This window comes from Amycolatopsis sp. lyj-346 (genome assembly GCF_046548975.1).
Taxonomy (GTDB): domain Bacteria; phylum Actinomycetota; class Actinomycetes; order Mycobacteriales; family Pseudonocardiaceae; genus Amycolatopsis.
Map to the genome: position 1 here is coordinate 547,912 of NZ_JAJPWT010000003.1, position 12,140 is coordinate 560,051.

12 protein-coding genes are annotated in these 12,140 nt (G+C 72.7%); 2 read left to right on the forward strand and 10 right to left on the reverse strand.

From position 1 onward, the window contains the following. Positions 1 to 141 precede the first annotated feature (141 nt). Positions 142 to 729, reverse strand: a complete 588-nt coding sequence (locus ACLJQE_RS14315) for a TetR/AcrR family transcriptional regulator (RefSeq protein ID WP_410639659.1) — start codon at positions 727 to 729, stop codon at positions 142 to 144. 91 nt (positions 730 to 820) lie between these two features. On the opposite strand from ACLJQE_RS14315, the gene ACLJQE_RS14320 reads away from it, so the two are divergent. Together ACLJQE_RS14320 and ACLJQE_RS14325 are read left to right on the forward strand one after the other, a co-directional pair. Then, entirely contained in the window at positions 821 to 2,290 is a 1,470-nt protein-coding gene (locus tag ACLJQE_RS14320) for an MDR family MFS transporter (RefSeq protein ID WP_410639660.1), read from the forward strand. 275 nt (positions 2,291 to 2,565) lie between these two features. Then, on the forward strand, positions 2,566 to 3,774 hold the full coding sequence (locus ACLJQE_RS14325; RefSeq protein ID WP_410639661.1) for a cytochrome P450: 1,209 nt from the start codon (positions 2,566 to 2,568) through the stop codon (positions 3,772 to 3,774). A 41-nt stretch (positions 3,775 to 3,815) separates the two neighbouring features. Here the strand turns inward: ACLJQE_RS14325 and rifN are convergent, their stop codons facing one another. From rifN to ACLJQE_RS14370, 9 genes are all read right to left on the reverse strand, one after another. Then, positions 3,816 to 4,742 (reverse strand): kanosamine kinase, encoded by a 927-nt coding sequence (rifN, locus tag ACLJQE_RS14330; protein ID WP_410639662.1) that lies wholly within the window; start codon positions 4,740 to 4,742, stop codon positions 3,816 to 3,818. Between the two features lie 4 nt (positions 4,743 to 4,746). Continuing rightward, on the reverse strand, positions 4,747 to 5,445 hold the full coding sequence (locus ACLJQE_RS14335; protein ID WP_410639663.1) for an HAD-IA family hydrolase: 699 nt from the start codon (positions 5,443 to 5,445) through the stop codon (positions 4,747 to 4,749). A gap of 14 nt (positions 5,446 to 5,459) precedes the next feature. Beyond that, positions 5,460 to 6,536, reverse strand: coding sequence for a Gfo/Idh/MocA family protein (locus tag ACLJQE_RS14340; RefSeq protein ID WP_410639664.1), 1,077 nt, complete (start codon positions 6,534 to 6,536; stop codon positions 5,460 to 5,462). Continuing rightward, entirely contained in the window at positions 6,533 to 7,699 is a 1,167-nt protein-coding gene (rifK, locus tag ACLJQE_RS14345; RefSeq protein WP_410639665.1) for a 3-amino-5-hydroxybenzoate synthase, read from the reverse strand. Before rifK ends, ACLJQE_RS14340 begins: the two co-directional genes overlap by 4 nt. A 136-nt stretch (positions 7,700 to 7,835) precedes the next feature. Then, positions 7,836 to 8,627: a shikimate dehydrogenase family protein gene (locus tag ACLJQE_RS14350; protein WP_410639666.1), complete on the reverse strand. Its 792-nt coding sequence runs from the start codon at positions 8,625 to 8,627 to the stop codon at positions 7,836 to 7,838. 137 nt (positions 8,628 to 8,764) lie between these two features. Further along, positions 8,765 to 10,099: a 3-deoxy-7-phosphoheptulonate synthase class II gene (locus ACLJQE_RS14355; RefSeq protein ID WP_410639667.1), complete on the reverse strand. Its 1,335-nt coding sequence runs from the start codon at positions 10,097 to 10,099 to the stop codon at positions 8,765 to 8,767. Further along, on the reverse strand, positions 10,096 to 11,151 hold the full coding sequence (locus tag ACLJQE_RS14360; protein ID WP_410639668.1) for a 3-dehydroquinate synthase family protein: 1,056 nt from the start codon (positions 11,149 to 11,151) through the stop codon (positions 10,096 to 10,098). Before ACLJQE_RS14360 ends, ACLJQE_RS14355 begins: the two co-directional genes overlap by 4 nt. Further along, positions 11,148 to 11,336: a hypothetical protein gene (locus ACLJQE_RS14365; protein WP_410639669.1), complete on the reverse strand. Its 189-nt coding sequence runs from the start codon at positions 11,334 to 11,336 to the stop codon at positions 11,148 to 11,150. The genes ACLJQE_RS14360 and ACLJQE_RS14365 overlap by 4 nt, the downstream gene beginning before the upstream one ends. 19 nt (positions 11,337 to 11,355) lie before the next feature. Continuing rightward, positions 11,356 to 12,132 (reverse strand): arylamine N-acetyltransferase, encoded by a 777-nt coding sequence (locus tag ACLJQE_RS14370; RefSeq protein WP_410639670.1) that lies wholly within the window; start codon positions 12,130 to 12,132, stop codon positions 11,356 to 11,358. Between the last annotated feature and the right edge of the window lie 8 nt (positions 12,133 to 12,140).

Consider the following 12,140-nt stretch of genomic DNA (forward strand, 5'->3'; position numbering starts at 1 on the left):
TCGGTGGAACGGATCTTCGGTGGGTTGACCGGCCGGCGGCCGCGGGGCGCGGCCGGCCGGTGACGGCACCCCAGCCTGCCCGCCCCGCCCGGGACCGGGCCATCCTCAGTCCTGGTGGAATTGGTGCGCCGCACGACGGGGTCAGCCCGCGCCGGCCGGGCGGAACAGCGGCAGGACGATCGTGTCGAGGATTTCTTCCAGCGCCGCGACGGGCACGGGCTTGAGGGTGGTGAGCAGTTCCAGCTGCAGCAGGGTGAACGGCAGCGCCCGGACCCGGGCGGAGACCCGGGAGAGGTCGGCTTCACCCCGCGCCGCGGCGCGCTCGTACACGAGGTCCAGCGCATGGGGCCGGTCGTGCCCGATGACCTCGCGCAGGGCCGCGGGGTCGGTGCCGGTCTCCTCGAAGTACCCGGCGAGGTGGACGCTCATCACGGTGACGAACTCGGCCCGCGTCCGGCTGATCTCCGACATCAGGGACAGCAGGTCGCCGCGCAGGGAGCCGGTGTCCTCGGGCGCCCGGACGCGGTTGCGCTGCAGGGCGTGGACGATCGTCGCGCGCAGCAGCTCGGACCGGTCGCTCCAGCGGCGGTACAGCACCGGGCGGCTGGTGCCGGCGCGCGCGGCGACGGCGTCCATGGTGAACCGCGCGTAACCGCCCTCCGCGAGCTCCTGCCAGGACGCGTCCAGCAGCGCCTGCTCCAGGACCGCGCCCCGTCGCCGCTCACCCATGCCCACCTCCGCAAGAAACACTTGCGCATCTTATTCACGCAAGCTTACGATGGCGCAAATAAGAAACACAGACGTATCTTAGGAGGTGTTCGTGTCCTCGTCCAGCGAGTCCGACCCCCTTGCGCCGGCCGATCCCGACCGCGTCGACCCCGCGGTGTGGCGGCTGGCGTTCACCATCATCGTCGGCGCGCTGGCGGCGATGTTCGACACCACGATCGTCAGCGTCGCCATCAACGACCTGGCCCGCGAGCTGCACGCCCCGATCGCCACGATCCAGTGGGTGAGCACCGGCTACCTGCTGGCCATGTTCGCCACCATCCCGATCGTCCGGTGGGCCCAGTCGGCGCTCGGCGGGAAGCGGCTGTGGCTCGGCTCGCTCGGGCTCTTCCTCACCGGCTCGGTGCTCTGCGCGGTGGCGTGGGACGCCACCAGCCTCATCGTGTTCCGGACCGTCCAGGGCGTCAGCGGCGGCCTGATGATGCCGCTGATGATGACCCTGATCATGCAGGCCGCCAAGGGCCGCAACACCGGCCGCGTCATGGCGACCATCTCCCTGCCCATCGCGCTCGGCCCCATCCTCGGGCCCGTGCTGGGCGGCCTCCTGCTGGCCACCGGCGACTGGCGGCTGCTGTTCCTGGTCAACATCCCGCTCTGCGTCACCGGCCTCTGGCTCGCGTACCGGAACCTGCCCGACGACCGGCCCAGCGGCGACCGGGACCGCCTCGACGTCGTCGGTCTGCTCCTGCTGTCGCCGGGCGCCGTCGCCGTCGTCTACGGCCTGTCCCGGACCGGCAGCGCCGGCTTCGGCAGCGCCGAAGTGCTGGTCCCGCTCCTGGCCGGGCTCGCACTGGTCGCCGGCTTCGTCGCCTGGGCCCTGCCGCGGGGCGCCGGGGCGCTGGTGAACGTCCGGCTGTTCGGCCACCGTTCGATCGCCTCGTCGTCGGTGCTGTACTTCCTGAGCGGCGCGACCCTGTACGGCGCGATGCTGCTGCTCCCCCTGTTCTGGCAGCAGGCCCGGGGCGTGGACGCGCTCGGCGCGGGGCTGCTGCTGATCCCGCAGGGCGTCGGCACCCTGCTGTCCCGGTGGGTCGCCGGTCGCTACACCGACAAGATCGGCCCCCGCGCGGTCGCGCTCGTCGGGTTCGCCGCCGTGGTCCTGACCACCGTGCCGTTCGCGTTCGTCACCGCCGGCACCCCCGACCTGCTGCTGATGGCCTTCCTGCTGGTGCGCGGCCTCGGCATGGGCGTCGCCACCATCCCGCTCGGCAGCTCCGCCTACATCGGGCTCGACCACGCCCAGATCCCCAACGCCACCATCCTCGTCCTCATCGTCCAGCAGATCGGCGGCTCGCTGGGGATCGCAGTCCTCGCCATGATCCTCGAGCACGCCTCGGCCGGCGCGAAGACGCCGGACGAGCTCATCCACGCCTACGGCACCACCTTCTGGTGGTCGATCGGCTTCACCGCGCTGGCGGTGCCGCTGTGCCTGCTCCTCCCGGGCCGCCCCAAACCCGCGCCCGCCCCCGGCAAGGCGGAAGCCGGCGTGGCCGCCGAAGCCTGAGCTGTCAGCCTCCCCCCACGTTGGCGGCTCAGTCGAGAGGCCTCTTCAGTCCGGCCGGCCGGACTGAAGAGGCCCTCCTCTTTTGGGGGTGGGCCACGGAACTCCGGATCACCGCGGCACCGGGTCCGGTCAGTCCTGTCAGTCCTATCAGGATGGGGGATCCTCGGCCGGGCCCGCGTTCCTATCGTTCTCCGGCGGGGTCGCGACGAGCCGGCCCCGCGCCGGCGGAGTCGTTCCCGGTGAGGCGGCTCCTTGCGCTGAGGAGTGGCCCCCTGATGACCGATCCCGTTGCCTTCCCGCAGAACCGGACCTGCCCCTACCGGCCGGCGCCGGGCTACCGGCCGCTGGCCGAGCGGCGTCCGCTCTCGCGGATCACCCTCTACGACGGCCGCGAAGCCTGGGCCGTCACCGGCTACGCGCTGACCCGGCGGCTGCTGGCCGATCCCCGGATTTCCAGCGACCACAGCGATCCCGCGTGGCCGGTGGCCAACGCGGCGGCGGCCGCGGCCCAGAAGTTCGGCGAAGACCAGAAGAAGGTCATCGGCAGGCTCACCGCGCTCGTCGGCGTCGACGACCCGGAGCACCGCGCCCGGCGGGAAGTGGCGGAAGCGGGCTTCAGGGCCGGGCTGATCGACGCCGTGCGGCCGAAGCTGCAGGAGGTCGTCGACCGGCAGCTGGCCGACATGGTCGCCCACGGTGCGCCCGCGGACCTGGTCTCGGCGTTCGCGTCGCCCGCGGCTTTGGGGTCGCTGTACGCGGCACTGGGTATTCCGCGCGAAGACCAGGAGTACTTCAAGCAGAAGACGCAGCAGCTGTTCGGCCCGGCCGCGGCCGGGGCCTACGACGAGCTCGTGGCGTACGTGGCCAAGCAGGCCGGGCAGCATCCCGCCGACGGCCTGCTCGGCGCCTACCTCGCCGCCGTCGCGGACCGCGGCACCCCGGCGGACGCGGCGCCCGCGGAGGTCCTCCAGCTGTTGCTGATCATGCTGGTGAGCGGTCACCACACCACGTCGAGCTCGATCGCGATCGGCGCCAGCGCACTGCTGCAGCACCCCGAGCAGCTCGCCGAGCTGCGTGCCGACCCGTCGCTGCTGCCCGCGGCCGTCGACGAGCTGAGCCGGCTCGTGGCGGTCACCGACGGCGTGCAGCGGGTCGCCGTGGCCGACATCGAGGTCGGCGGAACCACCATCGCCAAGGGCGACGGCGTCTTCTTCGTGCTCTCCCTGATCAACCGGGACGAGGAGCACTACCGGCAGCCGGACGCCCTGGACTGGCACCGCCCCGACCCCGGTGACCACCTGAGCTACGGGTCCGGCCCCCACCGGTGCCTGGGACTGGACCTGGCGCGCACCATCATGGAGATCGCCTTCGGCACCCTGCTCGAGCGGCTGCCCGGCCTGCGCCTCGCGGAGGCGGCGGCGGAAATCCCGGTCCAGCCCGGCGAGTCCTTCCAGGGCCTGGTCGAGCTGCCGGTCACCTGGTGACCACTGCCCCCGCCGGCCGTGAGCGGGGACGCGGTGCCCGCTCACGACGGCTGGGGACGTTCTCCGCTCTCGCCGGGTCCGCCGGCGATCAGGCGGGCGAGCGACACCGCGCCGCGCAGGGAGGACAGGCCGCCCAGTGCGGCCGGGGCCAGCGGCAGCGGGGCTTGGCCGGGGCGGGCCAGGCCGTGGAGGTGCTCGGCCACCCGGCCGACGAGCTCCGGGATCCCGGCCGCGAAGCCGCCGCCGATCAGCGCGCGCTCCGGGTGGACGAGCTCCTGGACGCCGGTCACCGCGGCGGCCAGTGCCCGGGCCGTTCCGTCGATCGCGCCGGTCGCCCAGGGCTCTTCGCCGCGCAACGCCTCGCGCAGGTCGTCGAACGTGACGTCCGCGCCGCGCAACGATCCCGCGCGGCGCAGGGTCGCCGGCCCCGACGCGAGGGCCTGCAGGCAGCCGCGGCGGCCGCAAACACACGGCTCGCCGCCCAGCTCGACGATCACGTGCCCGATTTCGAACGAGCCGCGGCCGAGGCCGGGGCACGGCACGCCGCCAAGGACCAGACCGCCGCCGATGCCGGTGCCGACCCCGAGGTACAGCAGGTTTTCGCAGCCCGACGCCCGCGCCTCGGCGAGGGCGCCGAGGTCGCCGTCGTCCGCCCAGGCGACGGCCGCTTCGGGAAACAGCGTGCGCAACGCCGGTCCCAGGTCGAACCCGGTCCACTCCGGACGGCTGGGCCAGGCGGCGACCCGGCCGTCCGGGCCGACCGTGCCGGGCATCGCGACCCCGACCGCTTCCAGTGGCGCGCCGAGCCGGTCCCGCAGCCCCGCCACGTGCCCGGCCAGCCGGGCGAAGTCCTCCTCGGCGCTGTGCCGGGGTCCCCAGCGGAACGTGGACTCCTCGACGCACTCGGAGCCCGTCTCGACGCGGAAGGCGACCTTGGTGCCGCCGACGTCAATGCCGAGGTGGTACACGCGGTCAGCTGCTGGGCACCGACGGGCAGAGCGCGAGCAGGTCGGCCGGCTGCTGCAGCACCACGTCGGGACCGGCGGCGAGCAGCTCGCCGATGTCGTCCGGGGGCGCCCACAGCGCGGCGGCCGAGGCGACGCCGGCGCCGCGCGCGCTGGCCAGGTCGGTCGGCGCGTCGCCGATCATGATGGCCCGCTCGGGCGGGACGTCCAGCAGGTTCAGCGCGTGCCGCACGATGTCGGGTGCCGGTTTGGGGCGGGCGACCTCGTCCGAGCCGATGACGTGCTCGAAGAACGGGAGCAGGCCGAGGTTGTCCAGCAGGGACCGCGCCCGCGGCCCGCTCTTGCCGGTGGCGATGGCCAGCCGCAGGCCACGCGCCCGCAGCGTCAGCAGCAGCTCGGTGACCCCGTCGAAGACCTCCACCTCGCCGGCGAGGCGGTAGCTCTCGCGGACGAAGGGTTCCTCCATCTCCAGCGGCAGGTCCATGATCCGCATGATATCCGGAAAATAGCGGCCGAGGTGGCGCCGGTATTCCTCGAAGGGCGCGGGCCCGTCACCGACCACTTCCGCGTAGGCGATGGCGAAGGCCTCGCTCATCACCGCGAAGCTGTCGACGACGACCCCGTCGAGGTCGAAGATGACCGCGTGCCGGACCGGGACCGAGGGATCGGCCCCGGCGCCCGGTCGGTCGACGATCGGGAATGTCATGGAGCGCTCCTTCATCACTGATACGCCGGAACCGCACCCCGGCCACGCGCCGAGCCCGCAGAGGCGTAGAAGTTCTCGATCATCGAGACGATCGGCCGCGCCTCGGCGACGGCCCGGCCACGGTTGGCGGGGTCGGCCAGCATCGCGGCGAGGTCGCTCACCTGGCGCGTGTATTCGACGCCGATGCGTTCGAGCGGCACGGGAAGCCGGGTCGTGGTGCCCTCGCGGGTCACCGTCAGCACGGGTTCGGGCTCCCGGTTGGGGCTGAAGCCGAAGGTGCACCGCAGGTCCGCGGTGCCGGCACTGCCCTCGACGTGGATCACCGAGACGTCCCGCGCCTGGTGCGACGCCCAGCTCGCCCGCAGCGAGACCGAGACGCCGTCTTCGCGGACCAGGAAGCCGCGCGCGGTGTCCTCGACGTCGGCGGCATCGGCGCCGAGCTGGTCCTGCCGCCACGCCGCGCGCCAGGCGCCGGCGTTGACGAAGTCGTCCGACGTCACGCCGATGACCTGGGTGAAGGCGGCCGGGCCGAGCAGGAACGCGAGCGTGTCGAGCAGGTGCCAGCCGAGGTCGTACAGCGCGCCCCCGCCGGCCTTCTCGCGCTGGGTGAACCAGCCACCCGCGCGGGGCACGCCCCGCGCCCGGATCCAGCCCATCGCGACGTGCCGGATCTCGCCCAGCTCCGGCAGGAGCTGCCGCAGCGCCCCGACGTCACCGCGGTAGCGGGCGGCGCTGCCGGCCAGCAGCATCCCGCCGCTGCGTTCGGCGGCTGCCAGGACGTCGATCTCGGCCGAGGTCAGGCACACCGGCTTCTCGAGGAAGACGGAGATCCCGGTGGCGAGCAGCGCGCCCGCCACCTCGGTGTGCAGGTAGTTCGGCACCGCGACGACGGCGAGGCCGACCTCGCGCGCGGTCAGCGCGGACACCGCGGGGTGCGTGGGGATGCCGGTCGCCTTCGTGAACGCCTGGCGTGACGCCGGGTCGGCGTCGACGGCGGCGACCACCTCGAAGTCCGCGTGCTCGCGCAGCAGGGGCAGCCACAGCTCCCGGCCCGCCCAGCCGAGGCCGACCACCGCGGCCCGGACGCTCATGCCCCGGCCACGGCGTCGGCGATGATCTCGGCGGTCGCGTGCAGCTCCGGCTCACCGGCGAGCAGGACCCGGTGGTGCAGCCAGACGCAGTCCCGGCTGATCGCGTCGGTGTTCGGGCAGCGCTCGGCGATCGCGTCCACGCTCTCGTCGGGGGCACCGAGCTCCCAGAACGCGTCGGTGCGGTAGATCGCGCGGAACGCGGCGAAGGCGGGCAGGCCGGCTTCGACGAGCCGGTCGACCAGGGCGTTGCGCTTCTCCTCGGTGAGCCCGGGGATGCGGAACATGGCCATGTAGTGGGAGTTGCGGTCGGCGCGCACGTCGCCGCCCTGCGGCACGACGCCGTCGATCGCGCCGAGCAGCCGGGACAGCAGCGCCCAGCGCTCGTCGCGCACGGCGATCTGCTCGTCGAGGCGGGCCAGCTGCGCACGCAGCACGGACGCGGAGAACTCGTTGAGCCGCATGTTGGAGCCGGCGATCTTGTGCATGTACCGGCGGTCGTCGCGGGGACGGCCGCAGCTGTGCCGGAGGAACGCCGTCTCGTACTTTTCGGTCTCGCCTTCGGGGAAGACGACCGCGCCGCCTTCGCCTGCCGTCATCAGCTTGCCGTTCTGGAAGCTGAAGGTGGCGATGCTGTCCAGCTCGCCGACGCGCTTGCCCTGCCAGCGCGCGCCGTGCGCGTGCGCGGCGTCCTGCAGCAGCGCCACCCCGGTGTCGGCGGAGATCTTGGCCAGTGCGTCCATGTCGGCCATCAGCCCGGCCATGTGCACCGGCATGATCACCTTGGTGCGCGGGGTGACGGCGGCCGCGACCGCCTCCGGGTCGAGGTTGTAGGTGGCCGCGTCGACGTCGACCGGGACGGTGACCGCGCCGAGCCGCTGGGCCGCCTGCGACGAGGAAATGAAGGTGAAGGCCGGCACGATGACCTCGGTGCCCGGGCCGACGCCCATCACCTGCAGGGCGAGTTCCAGCGCGTGGGTGCCGTTCGTGACCGCCAGCGCGTGCGCGGCGCCGTGGTGGGCGGCGAACTCGCGCTCGAAGGAGTTCACCTCGTCCCCGCCCATGCGCCACCACTGACCCTGTTCGAGCGCGCGGACCAGGCCGTCCCGCTCGGCGTCGTCGTACTGCGGCCACGCAGGGAATTCCGGTGCCTTTCGCGCGTTCATGGTTCTCCGAATCTCCGCTGGGGTTCGAATTGAAGAAAAGCCCGTGCCGTGTCCGGAATGCCTCGGAATCAGCGTCGTCACCAGGCTAGGTCGGCCCCGGGTGGCTCACATCCCCCGGCTTGGTAGTGGCCGATCTTCAACCCAGGCCGAAGAAAGCGCGGTAGGAGTCCAATTGCCCGTCGAGCATGTGGATTCCGTAATGGACGTCGTGGCCGAGAGCCGCCGCTTCGCGGAGAAGGCGGGTTTCGCGGGGTTTCATGATGATGTCGGCGACCACGCTGCGCGGGGCCAGCCGGTCCGGCCGGAACGGCAGCGGGTCGTCGGGGCGCAGCCCGAGCGGCGTCGCGTTCACGGCGATCTCGGCGCCCGCGGTGTCCGGTTCGGCCGAGACCACGGTCCGGCCCGGCCAGTGCGCGTCCAGGCGGGCTTGGAGGGCGGTCAGTTTCGCGGTGTCCGGATCGCACACCGCGAGCCGGCCGGCGCCCGCCGCCAGCAGGGCGGCCGCGATGGCGCTGCCCGCACCGCCGGCCCCGACGAGGGCCACCTGCCGGGCCTTCGGGTCGTGGCCGGCCGCGACCAGCCCGGCCACGAAGCCGGTGCCGTCGAAGTTCTCGGCGTACCACCGGCCGTCGGCTTCGCGCCGCAAGGCGTTGGCACTGCCGGTGATCGTCACCATCGGGCTGCACCGGTCGGCGAGCCCGGTCACGGCCACCTTGTGCGGCACGGTGACGAAGATGCCGTCGAGGTTGCCGACGCACTTCAGCCCGGCGACGATCCGCTCGAGGTCCGGCACCGGCGCGTGCACCGGGACGAGCACCGCGTCAACGCCCAGTTCCGCGAACAGCGGGTTCAGCAGCCCCGGCGACTGGACCTGGCCGACCGGATCGCCCAGCACGACGAACAGGCGAGTGGTCCCGCTGATGGTCATCTCGGCCTCTCCTCAAGCGCCCCAATGTGGCCTTCGGTGCGTCCAACGCACCCAAGGTGGCCTTCGGTGCGCTCAACGCACCCAAGGCGGCCTTCGGTGCGTTGAACGCAACCAAGGCCACATTGGGGCGGTTCGGGCTAGTGGAGCATCTTCGCGATCGTGTACGCGAGTTCGACCGACTGGTCGGCGTTGAGCCGCGGGTCGCAGGCGGTCAGGTAGCGGTCGGGCAGGTCGGCCTCGCCGATGCCCGTGGCACCGCCGAGGCATTCGGTCACGTCTTCGCCGGTGACCTCGACGTGGATGCCGCCGGGGTGGGTGCCGAGCCGGCGGTGCACGGCGAAGAAGCCGGCGAGCTCGTCGACGACGTGGCCGAAGTGCCGGGTCTTGTAGCCGTTGCCGGAGGTCCGGGTGTTGCCGTGCATCGGGTCGCACTGCCAGATCACCTCGTGCCCGGAGGCGGTGACCTTCTCCACGATCGGCGGGAGGAGCTCGCGGACCTGGGCGTGTCCCATCCGGCTGACCAGCGTCAGCCGGCCCGGCGTGCGGTGCGGGTCGAGCCGTCGCACGTACTCGACGACCTCCTCCGGGGTGCAGCTCGGCCCGAGCTTCAGGCCGATCGGGTTGGACAGCAGCTCCGCGAACGCGATGTGGGCACCGTCGAGCTGCCGGGTGCGTTCCCCGATCCACAGGAAGTGCGCCAGCCCGCTGGACAGCCGCGGTTCCGGCCCACTGGAATCCGCCCACAGGACGGCCCGCTCGTAGTCGAGCAGGAGCATTTCGTGGCTGACGTAGATCTCGGCCGGGTGCGCCGTCCGGACGGCGTCCGGGAACGGCCGTCCGGCCGCCGAGGACGCGCGGCGGGCGCCGGCCAGCACCACCTGCGCCACCAGGGGTTCCTCGAGGCCTTCGACGCCGAACTTGCGGACCAGGTCCATCGTGCCGGCGGCGTGGGCATAGGCCATCAGCATCCGGTGCGGGTCGGGGGTCCGGGCGGCGGGTGTGCACTCCGGGGAGTTCACGATGTCGCCCCGGTACACCGGCAGGCCCAGCGCGTCGACGGTGTTCGACCGCGGCTTGGCGAACTGCCCGGCCATGCGGGCGATCTTGACCACCGGCAGGCCGGCCGCCTCGGCCAGCACCTCGGCCATCCGGGCCAGCACGCCCAGGTTGGCCCGCACGTGCGGTTCGGTGTTGCCGTCGAACGTCTCCGCGCAGTCCCCGCCCTGCAGCAGGAACGCCTCGCCGCGGGCGACCGACGCGAGCCGGGTGTGCAGCCGCGCCGTCTCCTCCGGCGCCACGATCGGCTCGGCGTTGTGCAGCAGCTCGACCACCGCCGCCGCGCGCTCGGCGTCCGGCCAGCACGGCTGCTGCGCGGCCGGCCGGGCCAGCGCCGCGCTCAGCCGCCCGGCCAGCACCAGGTCGACCGCCCGGCCGTGGGCGGCGAGGTCCGGCTCCGCAGGCAGCCGCTTCATGTCGCCGCCGCTTCCGTCGCCCCGACCAGGTTTTCCAGGCTGTCCCGCGGCATCCGGTCCAGCACGTCCGTGACGACCTGCGGCGGCACGTCGCTCACCAGCTCCGCGCCCCGTGGGCCGGCGAGGACGAAGGCGAGCCCGGTGATCGCCTTCTTGTCCCGGCGCATCTGGCGGACGAGCACGGCCGGGTCGACGCCGTCGGGCAGCGCGGCGGGCAGGCCGTAGTGGCGGACGACGTCGAGGTGTTCGTCCACTCCGGACTGGTCGATGCGGCCCAGCGCGCCCGCCAGCCGGCCGGCGAAGACGGTGCCGATGGCCACCGCCTCGCCGTGGCGCAGGGCGAAGTCCGTCGCGATCTCCAGCGCGTGCCCGAGGGTGTGGCCGTAGTTGAGCAGGTGCCGCAGCCCGGTGTCCCGCTCGTCCTGCGCGACGATGCCCGCCTTCAGGGTGACGCTGGCGGCGATCTGCGCCGGCAGCGGAAGTCCCCGCAGGTCCGGCGCGCCGATGAAGTGGCAGCGGGCGATCTCGCCGAGGCCGTTCAGCAGCTCCCGCCGCGGCAGGGTGGTCAGGTAGTCGGTGTCGCACAGCACCGCGCTGGGCTGCCAGTACGCGCCGACGAGGTTCTTGCCCGACGGCAGGTTCACCGCGGTCTTCCCGCCGACACTGGCGTCCACCTGGGCGAGCAGGGACGTCGGCAGGTGGACCACGGCGACGCCCCGGTGGTACAGCGCGGCCGCGAGCCCGACGACGTCCGTGGTGGTGCCGCCGCCGCACGAGACGACGACGTCGGAGCGGGTGAGCCCGAACCGCGCGAACTCACCGCACAGGTCCTCCACTGTGGACAGCCGCTTGTCCGGCTCGCCGTCGCGCGCCGGGAGCAGCAGCGTCTCGACGCCCGTGCCGGGCACCCAGTCCGCCGGGCGGGCCGAGACGACCACGGCCCGCCGGGCGCCGAGCCGGTGGACGACCTCGGGCAGCGCCGTCCGCACCCCGGGGCCGACGAGCACGTCGTAGGACCGCTCACCCAGGCGAACCGGAATCGTCGTCCTCACGGCGCCTTCTTCCGCTGCTCCGGCACGGTCACGTACGGCAGGTCCACGATCCTGGACACCGGCTCGCTGCCGTGGTGGAGGTACTCGCCGCCGTAGAAGAAGTTGAGGTACGGGATGTAGTGGTGCTCGTACGCGGTCTTGCAGAGGCCGGCGAACTTCGCCAGCAGACCCGCCTTTTCCCTCATGGTGGTGCCTTTCGCCAGTTCAGCCAAGGTCGCCGGACAGCACGTGGGCGACCAGTGCCCGGTGCTCGCCGTCGTCGGTGATCGTGCGCACCTGCTCGCGGCCGTCCTCGACCGTCAGGTACCGGCGCTGCCGCAGGAAGACCTGGCCGTTCGCGAACGCCCGGCCGCACAGGGTTTCCTGGGTGTCGGTGCGGGTGGTGTCCCCCACGAGCGCCCGGAAGTTGTCCTCCAGTTCCTTCCAGTCACTCCACTGCCGCGGTTGCGTCGTGAACGTGTAGAGGGTGCTCCAGCGGGTGACCGCACCCCGGCGTTGCAGCGCGTACCCGGATTCGTGGTCCACCACCCGGAACTGGTTGCCGTACTGGGTCTGCACCGCGGGCGACACCGGCAGCGGCTCGACGTAGGTCGGGCCGGGGTAGCCGACGTCGACCAGCCAGTCGCCGCCGTCCAGGGTGACGAGGTTGAACATGTGCTCGACCTCGGTGCCGAAGGTTTCCCGGCCTTCGGCGGTGCTGCCCGCCAGGGGCGTGACGTCGTAGCCCAGTTCGGTCAGGAGCCGGTGGAACAGCCGGTTCAGGTGGTAGCAGGCCCCGCCGTTCCCTTCGGCGATGCTGGTCACGAAGACGTCGTCCTCGTCGAGGTCCACGACGTTCACGGCGTCACGGAGTTCGTAGGCGAGGCTGTTGTACGGGATCGCCATCAGGTGGCGCTTCTGCAGCTTCGCGAGCGTCTCGAGGTCCACGCCGGTTTCCCCGCCGCAGCCGATCCGCTGGAGATAGGTCTCCACGTCGAACACGGTTCACC